Genomic DNA, 19691 nt, shown 5'->3' with positions numbered 1-19691 from the left:
GGAGGGAATACTTCCGTACTGCACCGCGGCCGCGGGCCGGGCTCCTACTTCAGAGAAAACGAGTCTATCGTGACTGGTTGCACAGGTGCGCCGTCCGTGTCACTGGTGACGGGAGTAATCCCGGCGGCGGCAATGGTGGATACCACGTCCAGTCCGGAGGTCACCTTGCCCACCACCGTGTAGCCGCCGGCGCTGTCCGCGGGGATGGTGGTGTCCTTGTAGACGATGAAGAACTGGGTCCCGTTGCCGTAGGCGTTGTTGCCTGTCCGGGCCACAGCGATGGTCCCGGCAGGGTAGGTGTTGTCCGCGGGGGTGTTTTCCAGGGGACCCCAGGTGTAGTTGGGATCGCCCTTGCCGTCGCCGGTGGGGGAGCCGCACTGCATAACGCCGAAAGCGTCGCCGGTGGTCAGGCGGTGGCAGGTTTTTCCGCTGTAGTAGCCCTCGTCGCTGAGGGACTTGAAGACGGCGGCGGCCTGCGGTGCGCTGGTGCCGTCCAGCTCTACGCCCAGGGGGCTCCCGTTCAGCACCAGCTCGCCGGTAAACGTCTTTCCGGCGGCGGTATCGGCCGCCGGAATGTTGGGGCCGTTGGTGGCCTGCGCAGACGGAGTGGCGGAAGCCGACGGGCTGGTGAGGCCGGCCTCGGCCGCAGCGAATTCATCCTCTGTGGGGTTGCCGGCAAAGGCAGTGAGCTGGAGCACGACGGCGAGGACAACGGCGGCGGTTCCGGCGCCGGCGGCCACGAGGTTGTCGCGCTTGCGCCGCTTCTCCTGGTCCCGCCGCAGCTCGCGCTTGGCCTCCATCTGCTGGATGCGCCGTTTGGCTTCGCGGGCACTGCGTGAACTGGCCGGCAAGGGTCCTCCTCATAGTCGGGCTGCTGCACTGCGGCCAACAGGGCCGGCAGCACAGGTTTTTTGGCGGCCGGGCCCTGCCGCCCGTGCGCATTAGAGATGCACACCGATGACGCATAAACTGACTGCCGCACATAGTTTATGCATGACTGGCTGGACTGCCGCCGATCGGCGCCCGCAACGGGCGGAAAGCGGCCAGCATCCGGCGCTTTAAGAGGAGAACTTCCATGGCACGCACCGCCTCCCTGTCCGGATTCCCCGAGTGGCTTCCCGAGGAGCGGCTGGTGGAACTTCATGTCCTGGACACGCTGCGGCGGGTTTTCGAGCTTCACGGCTTCGCCTCGATCGAGACCCGTGCCGTGGAGACCGTGGGGCAGCTGCTGCGCAAGGGCGAGATCGACAAGGAAGTGTACGGCCTCAGCCGCCTCCAGGAGGATGACAGCGACAACCCGGTCAAAGGGGGCAAGGCCGACCCGCACGCGCTGGCCCTGCACTTCGACCTCACCGTCCCGTTTGCCCGCTACGTGGTGGAAAACGCCGGCTACCTGGCCTTCCCGTTCCGGCGGTACCAGATCCAGAAGGTGTGGCGCGGCGAGCGTCCGCAGGAGGGGCGTGCCCGCGAGTTCACCCAGGCTGACATCGACGTGGTGGGCGACGGCGAACTGCCGTTCCGGTACGACGTCGAGATCGCCCTGGTGATCGCCGAAGCGTTGAGCGCGCTGCCCATCCCTGACTTCCGGCTGCGGATCAACAACCGGAAGCTGGCCGAAGGCTTCTACCGCGGCATCGGCCTGGATGACACCGCCGGTGTGCTCCGCAGCATCGACAAGCTCGAGAAGATCGGGCCTGAGAAGGTGGCCGAGCTGCTCAAGTCCGAGCTGGGTGCCACGGATGAGCAGGCGCGGAAGGCACTGCAGCTGGCCGCCATCCGGACGGAGGACACTTCCTTCGTGGCCCAGGTGCGTGCGCTCGGCGTGTCCAACGAGCTGCTTGATGAGGGGCTGGATGAGCTGGAGCAGGTCATCGACGCCGCCGTCCAGCGTGCCCCGGGCAAGGTACTGGCAGACCTGAGCATCGCCCGCGGCCTGGACTACTACACCGGCACCGTGGTGGAGACCGTCCTGGTGGGCCACGAGCAGCTGGGTTCCATCTGCTCCGGCGGCCGGTACGACGCCCTCGCCTCGAAGGGCAACCGGAAGTTCCCCGGCGTCGGCCTGTCCATCGGTGTCACCCGGCTGGTGTCCCGCATCCTCAGCCAGGACCTGGCCAGGGCTTCACGCTCGGTCCCCACCGCTGTCCTGGTGGCCCTCACCCATGACGACAGCTGGGGTGCCGCGCAGGATGTTGCGGCCCAGCTGCGCAGCCGCGGCATCCCCACCGAGGTGGCGGCCAAGGCGGAGAAGTTCGGCAAGCAGATCAAGTTCGCCGACCGGCGCGGCATCCCGTTCGTGTGGTTCACGGACGACGACGGCACCCACCAGGTGAAGGACATCCGAACCGGCGAGCAGGTGGTGGCAGCCCCCGAAACCTGGATGCCGCCGTCGGAGGACCTTTCGGTGCAGGTGGCCAGCGCGGAGCCCGCCGCCGTTTAGCCGGATTGCCCGCAGCAGGGGCCGCCATGGGGCGGCGGTCCCTGTCCAGCGGGTAAACTCGGACAGGACTGTTCCTGCAACGGTCCTTTTATATCTCCCACAGTTTCCCCCTGATCTCTCTAGAAAGGCGTGCTGTGCTGCGCACACATGACCTCGGATCCCTTCGTTCCGAGCACATTGGACAAACCGTAACCCTGGCCGGCTGGGTGGGCCGCCGCCGTGATCACGGTGGTGTGGCATTCGTGGACCTGCGCGACGCTTCCGGCGTGGCCCAGGTGGTGGTCCGCGAGGAAGAGGTCTTCCACGGGTTGCGCAACGAGTACGTCCTGCAGGTCACCGGCACTGTGTCCAAGCGCCCCGAGGGCAACGAAAACCCGGCCCTGGCCACCGGCGACATCGAGGTCATGGCGGACAAGGTGGTCATCCTGAACACCTCCGACCCCCTGCCGTTCCAGATCGACGAGCACGTGGAGGTTGGCGAGGAAGCCCGGCTGAAGCACCGCTACCTGGACCTCCGCCGCCCCGGCCCCAGCCGCAACCTCCGGCTGCGCTCCGAGGCAAACCGGGTGGCACGCGAACTCCTCCACAAGGACGGCTTCGTGGAGATCGAGACGCCCACGCTGACCCGCTCCACCCCCGAAGGCGCGCGCGACTTCCTGGTTCCGGCCCGCCTGGCGCCCGGTTCCTGGTACGCGCTGCCGCAGTCCCCGCAGCTGTTCAAGCAGCTGCTGCAGGTGGGCGGCTTCGAGAAGTACTACCAGATTGCCCGCTGCTACCGGGACGAGGACTTCCGCGCCGACCGCCAGCCGGAGTTCACCCAGCTGGACATCGAGGCGAGCTTCGTTGACCAGGACGACATCATCACCCTCGGCGAGAACATCGTCCAGGCCGTGTGGCGCCTCATCGACGTCGAGATCCCCACGCCCATCCAGCGGATTACCTACGCGGACGCCATGGCCCGCTATGGCTCGGACAAGCCGGACCTGCGTTTCGGCCAGGAACTGACCGAGCTGACGGAGTTCTTCAAGGACACCAACTTTGGCGTGTTCAAGGCACCGTACGTCGGTGCCGTCGTCATGCCCGGCGGCGCCTCGCAGGCCCGCCGCGCCCTGGACGCCTGGCAGGAATGGGCCAAGCAGCGCGGCGCCAAGGGCCTGGCCTACGTCCTGTACAAGGAAGACGGCGAGCTGGCAGGTCCCGTTGCCAAGAACCTGACGGACGCCGAGCGCGCTGGCCTGGCCGACGCCGTCGGTGCCAAGCCGGGCGACTGCATCTTCTTCGCCGCCGGCGAGAAGACTCCGTCCCGCGCCCTCCTCGGTGCGGCACGGGTGGAGATCGGCCACCGCACCGGCCTGATCAACCCCAGCGACTGGGCTTTCTGCTGGGTTGTCGACGCCCCGATGTTCGAACCGGCAGCCGCCGCGGTTGCTTCCGGCGACGTCGCGGTCGGCGCCGGGCAGTGGACCGCCGTGCACCACGCGTTCACCTCGCCCAAGCCCGAGTTCCTGGACACCTTCGACAAGGATCCCGAGTCTGCACTGTCCTACGCGTACGACATCGTCTGCAACGGCAACGAGATCGGCGGCGGCTCCATCCGTATCCACCAGCGCGACGTGCAGGAACGCGTCTTTGAACTGATGGGCCTGGACAAGGAGGACGCGCAGACCAAGTTCGGCTTCCTGCTTGAGGGCTTCAAGTACGGCGCCCCTCCGCATGGCGGCATTGCCTTCGGCTGGGACCGCGTTGTCTCCCTGCTGGCCGGCGTGGATTCGATCCGCGACGTCATCGCCTTCCCGAAGTCCGGCGGCGGCCATGATCCGCTGACCGACGCGCCGGCCCCGATCACGCCGCAGCAGCGCAAGGAAGCCGGCGTCGATTTCAAGCCTGAGGCAGTCAAGCCGGCCGAGGCCAAGAAGGCTGAAGCAATCGCGAAGTAAGCACGCACCAGCTGCATGACAGGAGGCTTCCCGGCCGCGCCGGGGAGCCTCCTGCCATTAATGAAGGAGGTCCTGTGGCCACAGGTGTGACCGGCATACATGCGGGCCCGGCCGGCGGCGCTGCTGCCTGGGATGTTGAGGCAGCAATGGACGCCGCCTGGCCAGCTATGGAACGGCACTCGGCCGGCGGCTGGGTGTTCCGTGCCGCCGGCGGGGTCACCCAGCGGGCCAACTCGATCTGGCCACGGCATCCCGGCGGTACTGAAGTGCCGCCGGCGCTGCTGCGGGACGCGCGCGCCTGGTACAGGGCGCGCCGGCTGCCGGTGATCTTCCAGGTGCCCGCCGGCGCCCGGACAGCCGCGCTCGACGAGTTCCTCGACGCCGAAGGGTTCACCCGGCAGTCCGAGACGCTGATCATGACCCGAGGCCCCCTGCCCGATGCTCACACGCCGGAAGCTTCGGTGGAGATCCGCACCGACCCGTCGGCCGACTGGCTCAACGTGTGGTGGACAGTGGACGGACGGGGCGGCGCGGACGCCCTCGCCACCGCCACGGACATCCTCAAGGGCTGCCCGTCCCTGTACGCGCTGGTGAGGGACGACGCCGGCCGGCCGGCCGCCGTCGGACGCCTCGCCATTCCCGCTGGGGACACAGCGCCGCGGGGTGGGGACACGGCCCGGCGCGGCGGCATCTACTGCATGGCCACGCTGCCTGACGCACGCGGCCGCGGCTATGGCACCGCTGTCCTGCGCGCGCTGCTCCACGCCGGTTCCGTGCAGGGACTGGACGGCTACTGGCTGCTGGTAACCGTCGCGAACCGGTCCGCCCAGGAGCTGTATGCCCGGGCCGGGTTCCGGGAAACCGGCCGCTACCTGTACCGGCAGGAGCGGCCGCGGCGCGCACTGACCGGCTGCTAGCGCTCACCGTTCGACGGTTCCCTGCGCACTCGATGCTCCGAACCATCGAATCGGCAAGGAATCGTCGAATCGGCGGCGGAACTGGCCTACGGCGGGGCGTCCGTCACCTGCACCTTTACGGAGCAGGCGTCCGCGGCCGCCTTCCTCAGCACGGCCAGCCGCGGGTCGGAGACGTCGAGGTAGGGCAGCCGGGGCAGGCGCGCGTAGTCCCTCAAGGCAGGGTGCCCGAGGACCAGGTCAGCCAGGGCCCGGTCGCCGCCGGGGACCACATACTCGAAGGCTTCCGGGCCGAACACCTCCGCGGCCTGCTGCGCCACCGCTTCCACCAGCGCATCCGCCTGGTTGGACCTGCGCCGGGCAAACCTCTGCTGCGACTGGCCCCCTGCGGCTGTCCTGCCCTGGACGTACCGGGTTCCGGCCTTGGAAGCCAGCAAATCCCCTTCCGCCGCGACGCCGATGCCGTACCCGCCGCGCCTGACCAGGAGCAGGCCAAGCCGCCGCGGCTGCGCCGCGAGGCTGGCCAGCCGTTCCAAAGCGTCGGCGCCGCGGCCCGGCCGCCCGTCCGCCGGCCATGGTGCCTGGAGCAGTGCGGAGGCGCCGTCGCCCGCCACCAGCCGCAGCCCGTCGTCGTCGTCCGAGAGACGGTACCCGCCATGGGACGCACCGAACCGCTCAGCCCAGCCGGCAACGCGGTTCCCCGGCACAAAGGCGGTCCGGACGGACAGGGGCCTGACGCCGGGGGAGTTCTGTGCTGTCATGGCGGCATCCTTCGGGAGATGGCTGGCGGCGGGAAAGCCGGGCGGGTCCAAGTAGCCTATCTATGTGGAAGATCTCTTCGGGCACGGGCCGGGCAACGACGACGACGGCGACGACGGTGCGCCTGCCGCACGCCGGAGTGCCGGGGGAGCGGGCAGTGCCTCCCCGCGCGGTCCGCTCGCCGTCCGGATGCGTCCCCGCACCCTCGATGAAGTAGTCGGCCAGCAGCACCTCCTGGGCCAGGGCTCGCCCCTGCGCCAGCTCGCTGCCGGGGCCGGAGCGGACACGTCCGGCCCTGCAGGACCCAGTTCACTGATCCTCTGGGGGCCGCCGGGCACCGGAAAAACCACCCTGGCGCATGTCATCGCCCGCGGTCCGGGCCGGAAGTTCGTGGAGCTCTCAGCCATCACCGCCGGGGTCAAGGACGTCCGTCGGGTGATGGACGAGGCCCTCACCGCCCGCGACCTCTACAAGACCACCACCGTCCTGTTCCTGGACGAGATCCACCGCTTCAACAAGGCCCAGCAGGACGCGCTGCTTCCCGGCGTCGAGAACCGCTGGGTGGTCCTGGTGGCCGCCACCACGGAAAACCCGTCGTTCTCGGTGGTCTCCCCGCTGCTGTCACGCTCGCTGCTGCTGACCCTCAAGCCGCTCACCGACGCCGACATCGAAGGGCTCCTGGTCCGGGCGGTGCAGGATCCGCGCGGACTCGACGGCAAGGCCGAGCTCGATGAAGAGGCGCTGGCCCACCTGGTCCGGCTGTCCGGCGGCGACGCCCGGCGCGCACTGACCGCCCTGGAGGCGGCTGCTGGCGTGGCCTTCGGCGATGCCGATGACGCCGCCGGCGGCGACGGCCCGGTGAAGGTGGAACTCAAGCACACCGAGCGGGCCCTGGACGTGGCAGCCGTCCGCTACGACCGGGCCGGGGACCAGCACTACGACGTCGCCAGCGCCTTCATAAAATCCATCAGGGGATCCGACGTCGACGCCGCGCTGCACTACCTGGCCCGGATGCTCGAGGCGGGGGAGGACCCGCGCTTCGTCGCCCGGCGGATCGTGATCTCCGCCGCGGAGGACGTGGGCATGGCCGATCCCACCGCGCTGCAGACAGCCGTTGCCGCGGCGCAGGCGGTCCAGCTCATCGGCATGCCCGAAGGCAGGATTATTTTGGCGGAGGCGGTGGTCCACCTTGCCACGGCGCCGAAGTCCAATGCCGCCTACATGGGCATCAACCAGGCCATCGCCGACGTCCGTGCAGGCATGGGCAACGGCATCCCGGCGCATTTGCGCGACTCGCACTACCCCGGTTCCAAGCAGCTGGGCCACGGCCTGGGCTACAAGTACGCCCATGACGCACCGCACGCGGTGGCCACCCAGCAATACCCGCCGGATGACCTGGTGGGGAAGGACTACTACCGGCCGACGGGCAACGGTGCCGAGCGGGACATCGCGGTGCGGCTGGAGCGCCTGCGGCGGATTGTCCGGGGGAAGTAGCCCCATGGTAGGATGGATGTTTGTCTGGCAAGGCACGGACGCACAATCCCCTTGAATTTCCTTCGAGTAGGTTATGCCCTGTGCCCAGTAGCAAAAGGCAGCGGTTGGCCGATGCTCTCCATCGTGGAGGCCAGTAACACTGACACACCGCAGATATTGGAAGGACACAAGTGGCTAACAACACTCGTGCTCGCCGTCAGGCCCGCCTCTCGCGGTCCCTCGGCATCGCTCTGACCCCCAAGGCCGCCAAGTACATGGAGCGCCGCCCGTACGGCCCCGGTGAGCATGGCCGTGCCCGCAAGAAGCAGGACTCCGACTACGCCGTACGTCTGCGCGAAAAGCAGCGCCTGCGCGCCCAGTACGGCATCCGCGAAGCACAGATGACCCGTGCCTTCGAAGAGGCCCGCCGCACCAAGGGCCTGACCGGTGAGAACCTCATCGAACTGCTCGAAATGCGCCTCGACGCCCTGGTCCTGCGTGCCGGCTTCGCCCGCACCATCGCCCAGGCCCGCCAGCTGGTTGTGCACCGCCACATCATGGTTGACGGCGTCCGCGTTGACCGTCCGTCGTTCCGCGTCGGCGAGGGCCAGCTGGTCCACGTCCACAGCCGCAGCGAAACAATGGTTCCGCTCCAGGTTGCAGCAGCCGGCGCCCACCGCGACGTCCTGCCTGCCGTCCCCGCTTACCTGGACGTCAAGCTCGAGGCACTGCAGGCCCGCCTGGTCCGCCGCCCCAAGCGCTCCGAAATCCCGGTGACCTGCGAAGAGCAGCTCGTCGTCGAATTCTACGCACGCTAATCCCAAGCAGCGTATCCAAAGAAGCCCGTGGCAAGCGCCGCGGGCTTCTTTGTATGTAAGGTACTTGGGGGACATCTGCAAGAACGCGCTTCCTGGGCGCGCGCAGGATGGACCAAACCACAGAATTCGAGGAGATGAACGTCTATGTCTGGTGGCGATATCGCCGGCCTGATCGCTGCCGGGGTATTTGCGCTCCTGGTGCTGCTGCTTGCCGTGCCCATCCTGAAACTTGGGAAGGTGTTTGACGAGGTGCGGACGGCCATCAGGTCCATCAGCGACGGCGCCACGCCCCTGATGGATGAGGTCACCGCCACGGTCTCCACCACCAACCAGCAGCTCAAGAAGGTGGACGGCATCTCGTCCAACGTCTCCGACGCGTCCGCGAACCTCTCCGCGCTGTCCTCCCTGGTTGCCGCCACGGTAGGGTCGCCGCTCATCAAGGTGGCGGCGTTCAGCTACGGTGTGCGCACCGCGCTGTCCAACCGCAAGAAGCCCGCTGCCGGCCGCCGCAGCCGCTAGATCCAGAAAGAACCGGAAATGAAACGACTTGTCTGGATGGGAATCGGCGTCGCGATCGGGATCATCGCCTTCCGCAAAGTAAGTGAAGCGCAGTCCAGCCTGGGGCCGGAAGGCCTCAACCGCGCGGTCGGCCGGCTGGCTGACGGCGTGTACGAATTCGCCGACGCCGTCCGCGACGGCATGCGCGAACGGGAAACGGACCTTCGCGCCGCCCTGGGCGTCGAGGCCGAAGCCGCCCGCCACTGACCGGCAGGCAACCGGCCGTCGCCGGCCGGAACAACACCGGCAGGGTCCGTCCCCGGACTCCTGCCAACTGAACGAACTATCCGCGCCGGTGCGCGGACCAAGAAGGGTAAGTAAACAGCTCATGAAGTCGCAGGAGATCACAAAGCGCTGGGTGGACTTTTTTGTCAGCAAGGGCCACACGGCGGTTCCCTCCGCGTCGCTGGTCTCCAGCGACCCCTCGCTGCTGTTCACGGTTGCCGGCATGGTGCCGTTCATTCCTTACCTCACCGCCCGGGAAGAAGCCCCCTACTCCCGCGCCACCAGCGTGCAGAAGTGCATCCGCACCGGCGATATCGAGGAAGTGGGCAAGACCGCCCGGCACGGCACGTTCTTCCAGATGTGCGGCAATTTCTCCTTTGGCGACTACTTCAAGGAAGACGCCATCAAGTACGCCTGGGAGCTGCTTACCAGCAGCGTTGACGACGGCGGGTACGGCCTTGAGCCCGAGCGCCTTTGGGTCACGGTCTACGAGGAGGACGACGAGGCGAAGGACCTGTGGCTGAAGAACACGGGCGTCCCCGCAGAGCGCATCCAGAAGATGGGCAAGTCGGACAACTACTGGCACACCGGCCAGCCCGGCCCGGCAGGTCCCTGCTCGGAGATCTACTACGACCGCGGCCCCGCCTACGGCGTGGAGGGCGGCCCCGAAGCGGACGACAACCGCTACGTCGAGATCTGGAACCTTGTGTTCATGCAGTACCAGATCGACAACGTCCGCTCGAAGGTGGACTTCGACATCGTCGCCGACCTGCCCAAGAAGAACATCGACACCGGCCTGGGCATGGAACGCCTGGCAATGATCCTGCAGGGCGTCGAGAACATGTACGAGACCGACCAGGTCCGTCCCGTGATCGACAAGGCAGCCGAACTGTCCGGCAAGGAATACACCTCCGCCGAGTCCGACGACGATCCGCACCACACGGACGACGTCCGCATGCGCGTGGTGGCCGACCACATCCGGTCCGCCCTCATGCTGATCGCCGACGGCGTGGTCCCGTCCAACGAGGGACGCGGCTACGTCCTGCGCCGGCTCATCCGCCGCGCCGTGCGCGCCATGCGGCTCCTCGGCGTCGAGCAGGCCTGCCTGCCCGAACTCCTGCCCGCGTCCCGCGACGCCATGAAGGGCGTCTACCCGGTGGTGGAGACCGACTTCGACCGGATCAGCCGGATCGCCTACGCCGAAGAAAAGGCCTTCCTGCGCACCATCGCCTCCGGCACCGCACGGCTGGAAGAAGCCGTCGTTGCGTCCAAAGCCGCCGGCAAGCCGCTCTCCGGCGAGGACGCCTTCACCCTGCACGACACCTACGGCTTCCCGATCGACCTGACGCTGGAAATGGCCGAGGAGGCCGGGCTGAAGGTTGACGAGGCCGAATTCCGCAGCCTCATGCAGGAACAGCGCAAGCGTGCCCAGGCGGACGCCAAGGCCAAGAAGGGCGGGCACGCGGACATCTCCGCGTTCCAGGAACTGCTCGGCGAAGGCGAAACGGTCTTCACCGGCTACACCGAGCTCGACGGCGAGTCACGGGTCCGTGGCATCATCCACGGCGGGCAGCGGGTGGCTCACGCGGCCACCGGCGACGAGATCGAGCTCGTGCTCAGCGAGACGCCGTTCTACGCCGAGGCAGGCGGCCAGGCGGCAGACACCGGCCTGATCACCGGTGACGGCTTCGTCGTTGAGGTCCTGGACGTCCAGCGCCCCGTCAAGGGACTGAGCGTGCACAAGGCGATCGTCCGCGAGGGCGAAATCCCGGCCGACGCCTTGGTGCGCGCCGCCGTCGACCGTGAACGCCGCCACGCCGCAGAACAGGCGCACACGGCCACCCACATCGTGCACGCCGCCCTGCACCAGATCCTGGGGCCCGAAGCCACCCAGCGCGGTTCCTTCAACAAGGCCGGCTACCTGCGCTTCGACTTCGCCTGGGGCGAGGGCCTGAGCACTGCCACCCGCTCCGAAATCGAGGAAGTCTCCAACCTCGCCATCCGCAACAACTACGCGGTGGAAACCAAGGTGATGGCGCTGGCTGAAGCCAAGGCCATGGGCGCCATGGCGCTCTTCGGCGAGAACTACGGCAGCGAAGTCCGCGTTGTCGAGATCGACGGCGCCTGGTCCCGTGAGCTCTGCGGCGGCACCCACGTCGCCAACACGTCCCTTATCGGCAGCCTTTCCCTGCTTGGCGAACAGTCCGTCGGCTCTGGAAACCGCCGTGTTGAGGCCTTCGTTGGCATGGACGCCTTCCGGCACCTGGCCGCGGAGCGGGCCCTGGTGACGGAACTCACCGAGATGCTGAAGGTTCCGTCAGGGCAGCTGGCTGACCGGATCGCCACCACCCTCGCCAAGCTCAAGGCGACCGAGAAGGAACTGGAGCGCCTGCGCAAGGAGCAGCTGGCGGCAGCGGCCGCCCAGCTGGTCAACACCGCCCGGGACGCCGCCGGTGTCAGCGTGATCGCCCACGACGCCGGCATGGTCAGCGGCGCCGACGACCTGCGCGGCCTGGCCCTGGACCTGCGGAACAGGCTCGGCACCGCCCCGGCCACCGTGGCCGTGGCCGGTGTGGCCAACGACCGTCCCGTTATCCTGGTGGCCACCAACGAGGCAGCGCGCGGCGCCGGCGTGAAGGCAGGTGCCCTGGTGCGCCTGGCTGCCGGGATCCTCGGCGGTGGCGGTGGCGGCAAGGACGACGTCGCCCAGGGCGGCGGAACCGACGCCGGCAAGGTGGGCGCCGCCCTGGCAGCCGTCGTCGACGCCGTCGAACGGCGCTAACACTGCCATGACCAATCCTGCAGCTGCCGGCGGCTACCCCCAGGGCGTGAAACTGGGGGTGGACGTCGGCACCGTCCGGGTCGGGGTGGCCATCTGCGACCGGGACTCGATCCTCGCCACGCCCTACAAGACGCTGGACCGGAACGCGAAAAAGAACTCCGACGTCAAGCTCATTGCGAGGCTGGTGGAGGAGCTCGGTGCCGTCCAGGTTTTTGTCGGGCTCCCCAGGACGATGAAAGGCGAAGAACACTCGTCTGCGCGGATGGCCGGCGACTACGCGGAACTGCTGGTTGCCGAGCTGGCTGGCCGCAATCAGGACGTGCCGGTCAACCTCGTGGACGAGCGGCTCAGCAGCGTCACGGCCCACCGCAACCTCCACGAAGCTGGCATGAGCAGCAGGAATCACCGTAAAGTAGTGGATCAGGTCGCGGCGGCAGGGATTCTCCAGCACGCCATCGACATGCAGAAAGCCAGGGGAGCGGATGTCGGCTCACGCGTGACAGCGCCATCCCCGTCCGTGGACCAGGGTGCCGGCGGGGTGGACGCGTCCGTCCCCGGCACTTCGGGGGACACGACCCGATTTTCAGATAATGGAAGGCAACAGTGAGCCCTGCCAACATTGACGACGCTTCCGGCCCCTTTGACGGCGGGACGGCGAGGCCGCTGACCCGCAAGGAAATCCGGGCACGGGAAAAAAGCCTCAATACCGGCGGCCAGGGCACTGTTCCCGAGCAGGCTTATGAGACCGGACATGACGTTCCGCCGCCGCCCGCCGAACCTCCCGCTGTTCCTGAGCCGCCCGCTGTTACCAGTGCGCCCGCTGCACCCGCGCCGGCCGCTCCGGTGCAGGCGGCTGAACCTGCCCGGGTTGAGGAGCCGGTCCCGGCTCCTCCCGCGATGCCTCCGTCCATCCAGGACGCGCCCCCCGTAGAACACCACGATGTCGCCGTGCATGAGCACGATGGGCATGCGGGCGACGTGCACGCCGTCCATGACGAGCCTGCGCTGGTGGGCCGGCAGCATGCACCCGCCACCCAACACCTGAACCAGGTCCATGTTCCCGCGCACGGCTACCGGGAAGAGCAGGCCTACCGGGACGACCTGGACCACGGGCAGGCCTACCACGACGAGGCTTACCACCATGACGTCCACCCCGACGACGCCCACCACGGCATCCACCATGACGCCGGGCACCATGACGCCGGGCACCACGATGACGAGCACCATGACGACGGCGGCCACCACGGCCTGCTGGCCGGCTCCACGGCGGCGCAGGTAGTGCCCAGGCCCTCCAAGAAGGTCCGGCGCCGGCGCCGGCTGCTGGCACTCTTCCTGACCCTTGCCGTTTTCGTCACTGCCGTGGCCGTCGGCGCACAGTTCCTCAAGCCCCTCCTCGGCAGCGACAAGCCCAGCGACTTCCCGGGCCCGGGAACGGGGGAAGTCCAGGTAACCGTGGACAACGGCGAAGGCACCCGCTCCGTCGCTGTCGACCTTGAGAGCAAGGGCGTGGTGGCCAACGCGGACACTTTCCTGCAGGCGTTCGCGGCTTCGGGGGGGACCCTGTCGCCCGGCGACTACACCTTCCGGTCCGAAATGAAGAACAGCGACGCCGTGGATGTCCTCCTTGGCCAGGACAAGGCAAAGGTCATCTACTTCGCCCTGAGCGCCGGCCTGCGCGTCAACGAATCCCTGGAGGCGATCGCCGAGGGGTCCGGGATCTCGATCCAGGACCTGCAGGCACTCAGCAACCAGCCCGCGCAGTTCGGACTGCCCGCCAACGCGAAGAACCTGGAAGGCTACCTGGCACCGGGAGAACACCGGTTCCCCCTCGGGACCCCGGCAAAGGACATTCTCCAGTCGCTCGTCAAAATCACGGTTGACGAACTCGTGTCCCAGGGAATCACCGATCCGGCCAAACAGTACGAAGCCGTGATCGTGGCCAGCATTGTGCAGGCCGAGGGCGGCCAGGCCGAGTACGGCGATGTGGCCGGTGCCATCTACAACCGGCTGAAGCCCAACGACCAGACCAACGGCTTCCTCCAGGTGGACTCCGCCGTGACCTACGGCCTGGGCACCAAGAGCTACAACTTCACCGACGAACAGCGCCAGGACAAGTCCAACCCGTACAACACCTACGCCAATCCGGGACTGCCGCCAGGTCCCATCGGATCGCCCGGCAAGACCGCCATCGACGCCGCCGCGAGGCCCAAGACCAATGACTACCTGTACTGGGTGACCATCAACCTGGACACCAAGGAGACCAAGTTCTCCCGCACCCTGGCGGAGCACAACGTCTACGTTGAGCAGTACAACGCGTGGTGCATGGCCAACGCGGGCCGCTGCGCATGAGCCTGCGGGCTGCCGTCCTCGGCCACCCGATCAGCCACTCGAAGTCACCGGCACTGCACCATGCGGCCTACACGCGGCTGGGGATAGGGATCAGCTACACGGCCATCGACGTCACAGAAGAGCTGCTGCCATCGCTGATGCGGCAGATCCGCGACCAGCCCGGCTGGCGCGGACTGTCGGTCACCATGCCGCTGAAAACGGCCATGCTTAACGAGGTGGACGAGGTGCGCGGCGTGGCCCGGACGCTGGGCGTGGTCAATACGGTGTCCTTCGAAGACCACGACGGCGGCCGGAAGATCGTGGGATCCAACACCGATGTTGCCGGGATCGTTAACGCCCTCCGGCATGCAGGGACGGGAACAGCTCCTGCCGCCGTCATCCTTGGCGGCGGCGGAACAGCCGCGTCTGCCATCGCCGCGCTGAAGGAACTTGGGACGGACCACGTCCAGGTCTTCGTCCGGGACACCTCCAGGACGGGCGAGGTACGCTCCGCCGCCGCAAGCCTGGGGATGGACCTGGACATCCGCCGCCTGGCGGACGCCGCGCACCCCACGGCAGCCGCCGACGTCGTCATCTCCACCCTGCCGCCGCGGGCCGCGGATGGCCTCGCGTCCGAAATCGCGGAGCTGAAGACCGCAACCCCCGGTGTACTGCTGGATGTTGCCTACGATCCCTGGCCCAGCCTGGTTGCCTCGGTGTGGCAGGCGGGCGGCGGCACCGTGGTCCCCGGCCTCGAGATGCTGCTGTACCAGGCAGTGGAACAGGTACGCCTGTTTACCCGCCGCGGCGATGACGTCAATGCGGCCGTCATAGATGTGATGTGCGCCTCAGTCGGCCTTCCCCGACGGGCTTTGTAACCGCCCCCCGTGGCAGGATGGAAGATATGTTGCGTTGGTTGACTGCCGGTGAATCCCATGGTCCGGCTCTGATGGGAATTATTGAAGGCGTCCCCGCCGGTGTGGAAATCACCAGCGGGCACATCGCAGACTCCTTGGCACGCCGCCGGCTGGGCTACGGCCGTGGCGCGCGCATGAAGTTCGAGCAGGACGTTGTCACCATCCTCGGTGGCGTCCGCCACGGCATCACCCAGGGCGGCCCCGTGGCCATCCAGGTGGGCAATACCGAATGGCCCAAGTGGGAGCAGATCATGTCCGCGGACCCCGTGGACCCCGCACTGCTCGCCGACCAGGCCCGCAACGCCCCGCTCACCCGCCCCCGCCCGGGGCACGCCGACTTCACCGGCATGCAGAAGTACGGCTTCGACGAGGCACGTCCCGTGCTGGAACGCGCAAGCGCCCGCGAAACCGCCACGCGCGTGGCCATGGGCACCGTGGCGGCCCGGTTCCTCAAGCACCTCGGGATCGAACTGGTCAGCCACACCGTGTCCATCGCAAGCGTGACGGTTCCGGAAGGCCGTCCGCTGCCTGTCCCCGCCGACGTCATCGCCCTCGACGCCGATCCGCTGCGCTGCTTCGACCGCGAAACCTCCGACGCCATGGTGGCCGAAGTGGATGCCGCCCACAAGGAAGGCGAAACCCTTGGCGGCGTGGTGGAAGTCCTTGCCTACGGCCTTCCCCCGGGACTGGGCAGCTACGTGCACTGGGACCGCCGCCTCGACTCCCGGCTCGCCGCCGCCCTGATGGGCATCCAGGCCATCAAGGGAGTGGAGGTCGGTGACGGCTTCCGCACCGCCGCGCGCCGCGGTTCAGCCGCCCACGACGAAATTGTCCGCGACGACGCCGGCCGGATCGTCCGCGCCAGCAACCGCGCCGGCGGCATCGAAGGCGGCATGAGCATCGGCGACGTCCTGCGCGTCCGTGCTGCCATGAAGCCGATCGCCACCGTGCCCCGCGCCCTGAAGACCATCGACGTCAGCACCGGCGAGCCCGCGAAGGCGCACCACCAGCGCTCGGACGTCTGTGCCGTCCCCGCCGCAGGGGTCGTGGCCGAAGCCATGGTGGCCCTGGTCCTGGCCGAAGCCGTCGCCGAGAAGTTCGGCGGCGACTCCGTGGCCGAGACCGCCCGCAACATCAAGGGTTACCTGGACAGCATTCCGGCGTCCCTGGACTCGATCGGCCAGTAGTGCCGCACCGCAGCAATACAGGTCCAGTCGGCGACCGGCCGATTGTCCTGATCGGTCCCATGGCCGTGGGCAAATCGGCCATCGGGCAGCAGCTGGCCCAGCAGCTCCATGCCCCCTTCGTTGACACCGACGCCGTCATTGTCGCCGGACACGGCTCCATCGCCGAGATCTTCGCCGGCCGCGGCGAGCATGCCTTCCGGGAAATCGAAGCCCGGACAGTCGCCGCCGCCGTCGAAGCTGCGCAGGGAACCGCGACGGTCATCTCACTCGGCGGCGGTGCAGTCCTTGACTCCGGAACCCAGCAGCTGATCAGCCGCTGCACCGTGGTGTACCTGGAATGCGATGCCGAAACTGTCGCCAGCCGCATCGCCCGCAACTCCGGGCGTCCGCTGCTGGCCGGGGACGCCATGGGCCGCTGGACGGCCATGTTCGCCACCCGCAAGCCCGTCTACGAACGGCTTGCAGATATCACCCTGGACGTTCGCCACGGTTCGGTTGCCGAACTGGGCGAACGGCTCGAAGCAGCACTGCGGACCTACGCAGCTGCCAAACAGGAAGTTGAACAGTGAACACTTCATCAACAGTGATCAAAGTCACCGGTGAATCCGCCGCCGACAATTACGACGTCGTCGTGGGGCGGGGCCTGCTCGGCGAACTTCCCGGGCGGCTGGGTGAGCGTGTCCGGCGCGTGCTCGTTATCCACCCGCGCGCCCTGCGCCTCACCGGCGACACGGTCCGCGACGAACTGGCCGAGGCCGGTTTCACCGCCCTGACAGCCGAAATCCCGGATGCGGAGGAAGGCAAGCACATCCAGGTTGCCGCCTTCTGCTGGCAGGTCCTTGGCCAGAACGATTTCACCCGTTCCGACGCCATCGTCGCGGTCGGTGGCGGCGCTGTGACTGACCTGGCCGGCTTTGTGGCTGCCACCTGGCTGCGCGGGGTGAAGGTCATCCACATGCCCACCAGCCTGCTCGGCATGGTGGACGCCTCCGTGGGTGGAAAAACCGGCATCAACACCGCCGAGGGCAAGAACCTGGTGGGCGCGTTCCACCCGCCGGCGGCGGTCCTGGCCGACCTGGACACCCTGGACACGCTGCCCAGGAACGAAATCATTTCCGGAATGGCCGAGGTCATCAAATGCGGCTTCATCGCCGATCCCGCCATCCTGGACCTGGTGGAGCGGGACACCGCGGCTGTTGTTGACCCGCACTCCGAGGCCATCCGGGAACTGATCGAGCGGGCCATCGCCGTCAAGGCAAAGGTAGTCTCCGAGGACCTGAAAGAGTCCGGTCTGCGGGAGATCCTCAACTACGGGCACACCCTTGGCCACGCCATCGAACTGGTGGAACGCTACTCCTGGCGGCACGGCGCGGCCGTGTCCGTGGGCATGATGTTCGCCGCCGAACTGGCGCGCAGCGTGGGACGGCTCAGTGACGCCGACGCAGACCGGCACCGCACCATCCTGGAAGGGCTGGGCCTGCCCGTCACGTACCGCCGCGACCGGTGGCAGGGCCTGCTGGACGGTATGCGCCGGGACAAGAAATCGCGCGGTGACCTGCTGCGGTTCGTCGTGCTCGACGGAGTGGCGAAGCCGGGAATCCTGGACGTTCCGGATACCTCGCTCCTGTTCGCCGCCTACCAGGAGATTGCCTCCTGATGGCGGGCGGCATGACGGGAACAGCAGACTGGCCGGAGGCCGGCTTCCCCGGGATCAGGATCAATCCGGAAACACTGCTGCCGGCAATCGTGAACGAGGATGCCTGCCGCGAAGCACTGGCCGCGTCCACCGACCCCGCGGACCATATCTTTGTCCTGCTGGTGGAGGGCCACGCCTCCGAAGCCGCCGAGCTTCTCGCTGAAGCACGGTTCCGGGATCCGGAGTCCTTCCGGCTGCGCGCCTTCGAAGCCGAAGTGCTCCGGGTCTCCAACCGCCCGGACCGCGCGGTGGAGCTCTTCCGCCAGCTCCTCAGCGAGGTGCAGGGAACACCCCGCGAAGCACTCGTGCTGCAGTTCCTGGGCAAGACCCAGTACAGCGCAGGCCAGACGTCCGCGGCGGTGGAATCCTTCACGCGTGCACTCGACCTGCGGGTGGCGGAATCGGCTGACGCGGCCCTGATCTACTCGTCCACGGTGGCCCTCCAGCGGGCGCGGGACGTCCTGGAACTGGCCTGCTGAACTGCCCCCGCCCCGCTCCGGGGAAACCTGCCGGCGGATTACCGGTAGAATGGTTCTTGGATTTTTTCCGAACCGCGCGATTTTTGACAAACACGCGCCGGCGGGCCGTCTGGCCTGCCCGGCCGGCATAGAACGTCTGACCAACCTGCCAGACAGAGAAACCAGAGGAAACCAGTGGCAACCACTAACGACATCAAGAACGGAACGGTCCTTAAGCTCGAGGGCCAGCTCTGGAACGTCATCGAATTCCAGCACGTCAAGCCGGGCAAGGGTGGCGCCTTCGTGCGGACCAAGATGCGGAACGTGATGTCCGGCAAGGTTGTGGACAAGACGTTCAACGCCGGCCTCAAGATCGAGACCGCCACCGTGGACCGCCGCGACTACCAGTACCTCTACCAGGACGGTGCCGACTTCGTGTTCATGGACACCTCCGACTACGACCAGATCACGGTCTCCGGAGCCACCGTTGGCGACGCCACCAACTTCATGCTCGAGAACCAGATGGTCAACATCGCCATCCACGACGGCACCCCGCTGTACATCGAACTGCCGCCGAGCGTCGTGCTGGAAATCACCTACACCGAGCCGGGCCTGCAGGGCGACCGCTCCTCGGCAGGCACCAAGCCGGCCACCCTGGAAACCGGCTACGAGATCCAGGTCCCGCTCTTCATCGAGAACAACACCAAGGTCAAGGTGGACACCCGCGACGGCAGCTACCTCGGCCGGGTCTCTGAGTAGTGAGCGCACGCGGTAAAGCCCGCAGCAGGGCACTGGATGTTCTTTTCGAGGCCGAGCAGCGCTCGGTCTCACCCTTCGACGTCCTGCGGGCGCGCCGGGAAAAGACTGACCAGATCGTCAATCCGTACACCGTGGAAATTGTCGAGGGCGTGGTGTCGCAGCAGGCCGCGATCGACGAGTTCCTGGAGACCTATTCCCAGGGCTGGAGCCTGGAACGGATGCCTTCCGTGGACCGGGCCATCCTGCGCATCGGCACCTGGGAACTGCTCTACAACGACGACGTCCCGGACGGTGTGGCGGTCAGCGAGGCCGTGGCGCTGGCCAAGACGCTGTCCACCGATGAGTCGCCCCAGTTCATCAACGGGCTCCTGGGCCGCCTGCAGCAGCTGAAGCCGTCGCTACTCGCCTAGCAGCCGCGCCGGGCTCATTATGCCGTACGG

General features: G+C 67.6%; 19 protein-coding genes. 17 read left to right on the top strand and 2 right to left on the bottom strand.

Going from position 1 to position 19691, the window contains the following annotated elements; translation table 11 throughout:
* Positions 1–44: 44 nt before the first annotated feature.
* Positions 45–851, bottom strand: coding sequence for a peptidylprolyl isomerase (locus tag ACJJV6_RS18070; RefSeq protein ID WP_009357434.1), 807 nt, complete (start codon positions 849–851; stop codon positions 45–47).
* Positions 852–1075: 224 nt separating this feature from the next.
* Between ACJJV6_RS18070 and hisS the strand changes: the two genes are divergently transcribed.
* From hisS to ACJJV6_RS18055, 3 genes are all read left to right on the top strand, one after another.
* A complete protein-coding gene (gene hisS, locus ACJJV6_RS18065) occupies positions 1076–2440 on the top strand; it encodes a histidine--tRNA ligase (RefSeq protein WP_354175989.1) in 1365 nt (454 codons plus the stop codon).
* A gap of 134 nt (positions 2441–2574) precedes the next feature.
* Complete coding sequence (gene aspS / locus ACJJV6_RS18060) at positions 2575–4377, top strand: aspartate--tRNA ligase (protein ID WP_009357433.1); 1803 nt, start codon at positions 2575–2577, stop codon at positions 4375–4377.
* A 146-nt stretch (positions 4378–4523) separates the two neighbouring features.
* Complete coding sequence (locus tag ACJJV6_RS18055; protein WP_354176116.1) at positions 4524–5294, top strand: GNAT family N-acetyltransferase; 771 nt, start codon at positions 4524–4526, stop codon at positions 5292–5294.
* A gap of 86 nt (positions 5295–5380) precedes the next feature.
* On the opposite strand, the gene ACJJV6_RS18050 is transcribed toward ACJJV6_RS18055, so the two are convergent.
* On the bottom strand, positions 5381–6052 hold the full coding sequence (locus ACJJV6_RS18050) for an acVLRF1 family peptidyl-tRNA hydrolase (RefSeq protein ID WP_354175986.1): 672 nt from the start codon (positions 6050–6052) through the stop codon (positions 5381–5383).
* A 64-nt stretch (positions 6053–6116) separates the two neighbouring features.
* Here ACJJV6_RS18050 and ACJJV6_RS18045 point away from each other — a divergent pair, with 64 nt between their 5' ends.
* The 14 genes from ACJJV6_RS18045 (at position 6117) to nusB (ending at position 19661) form a co-directional block, all read left to right on the top strand.
* Positions 6117–7544, top strand: coding sequence for a replication-associated recombination protein A (locus ACJJV6_RS18045; protein ID WP_354175984.1), 1428 nt, complete (start codon positions 6117–6119; stop codon positions 7542–7544).
* A 170-nt stretch (positions 7545–7714) separates the two neighbouring features.
* On the top strand, positions 7715–8341 hold the full coding sequence (gene rpsD / locus ACJJV6_RS18040; RefSeq protein WP_009357431.1) for a 30S ribosomal protein S4: 627 nt from the start codon (positions 7715–7717) through the stop codon (positions 8339–8341).
* Between the two features lie 144 nt (positions 8342–8485).
* Positions 8486–8860 (top strand): DUF948 domain-containing protein, encoded by a 375-nt coding sequence (locus ACJJV6_RS18035; RefSeq protein ID WP_009357430.1) that lies wholly within the window; start codon positions 8486–8488, stop codon positions 8858–8860.
* Positions 8861–8878: 18 nt separating this feature from the next.
* Positions 8879–9106 (top strand): DUF6167 family protein, encoded by a 228-nt coding sequence (locus ACJJV6_RS18030; RefSeq protein WP_235046815.1) that lies wholly within the window; start codon positions 8879–8881, stop codon positions 9104–9106.
* 121 nt (positions 9107–9227) lie between these two features.
* Positions 9228–11906 carry an alanine--tRNA ligase gene (alaS, locus tag ACJJV6_RS18025; RefSeq protein WP_354175981.1) on the top strand — a complete coding sequence of 893 codons (2679 nt, stop codon included), beginning with the start codon at positions 9228–9230 and terminating at the stop codon, positions 11904–11906.
* Positions 11907–11913: 7 nt separating this feature from the next.
* Positions 11914–12513, top strand: coding sequence for a Holliday junction resolvase RuvX (ruvX, locus tag ACJJV6_RS18020; RefSeq protein ID WP_035752341.1), 600 nt, complete (start codon positions 11914–11916; stop codon positions 12511–12513).
* Entirely contained in the window at positions 12510–14255 is a 1746-nt protein-coding gene (gene mltG / locus ACJJV6_RS18015) for an endolytic transglycosylase MltG (protein WP_009357428.1), read from the top strand. The genes ruvX and mltG overlap by 4 nt, the downstream gene beginning before the upstream one ends.
* Entirely contained in the window at positions 14252–15112 is an 861-nt protein-coding gene (locus tag ACJJV6_RS18010) for a shikimate dehydrogenase (protein WP_035752368.1), read from the top strand. The genes mltG and ACJJV6_RS18010 overlap by 4 nt, the downstream gene beginning before the upstream one ends.
* A gap of 26 nt (positions 15113–15138) precedes the next feature.
* On the top strand, positions 15139–16338 hold the full coding sequence (aroC, locus tag ACJJV6_RS18005) for a chorismate synthase (RefSeq protein WP_035752338.1): 1200 nt from the start codon (positions 15139–15141) through the stop codon (positions 16336–16338).
* On the top strand, positions 16338–16907 hold the full coding sequence (locus ACJJV6_RS18000) for a shikimate kinase (RefSeq protein ID WP_009357425.1): 570 nt from the start codon (positions 16338–16340) through the stop codon (positions 16905–16907). The genes aroC and ACJJV6_RS18000 overlap by 1 nt, the downstream gene beginning before the upstream one ends.
* Entirely contained in the window at positions 16904–17995 is a 1092-nt protein-coding gene (aroB, locus tag ACJJV6_RS17995; RefSeq protein ID WP_133347202.1) for a 3-dehydroquinate synthase, read from the top strand. Before ACJJV6_RS18000 ends, aroB begins: the two co-directional genes overlap by 4 nt.
* Positions 17995–18513, top strand: a complete 519-nt coding sequence (locus ACJJV6_RS17990) for a tetratricopeptide repeat protein (protein WP_009357423.1) — start codon at positions 17995–17997, stop codon at positions 18511–18513. Before aroB ends, ACJJV6_RS17990 begins: the two co-directional genes overlap by 1 nt.
* A gap of 174 nt (positions 18514–18687) precedes the next feature.
* Positions 18688–19251 carry an elongation factor P gene (gene efp, locus ACJJV6_RS17985; RefSeq protein WP_009357422.1) on the top strand — a complete coding sequence of 188 codons (564 nt, stop codon included), beginning with the start codon at positions 18688–18690 and terminating at the stop codon, positions 19249–19251.
* A complete protein-coding gene (gene nusB / locus ACJJV6_RS17980) occupies positions 19251–19661 on the top strand; it encodes a transcription antitermination factor NusB (RefSeq protein ID WP_133347200.1) in 411 nt (136 codons plus the stop codon). The genes efp and nusB overlap by 1 nt, the downstream gene beginning before the upstream one ends.
* Positions 19662–19691: the final 30 nt, after the last annotated feature.

The organism is Arthrobacter nitrophenolicus, assembly GCF_045833485.1.
GTDB lineage: Bacteria > Actinomycetota > Actinomycetes > Actinomycetales > Micrococcaceae > Arthrobacter > Arthrobacter nitrophenolicus.
The sequence above is the reverse complement of the archived record's forward strand: the minus strand, read 5'-3'. Positions and strand labels throughout refer to the sequence as shown.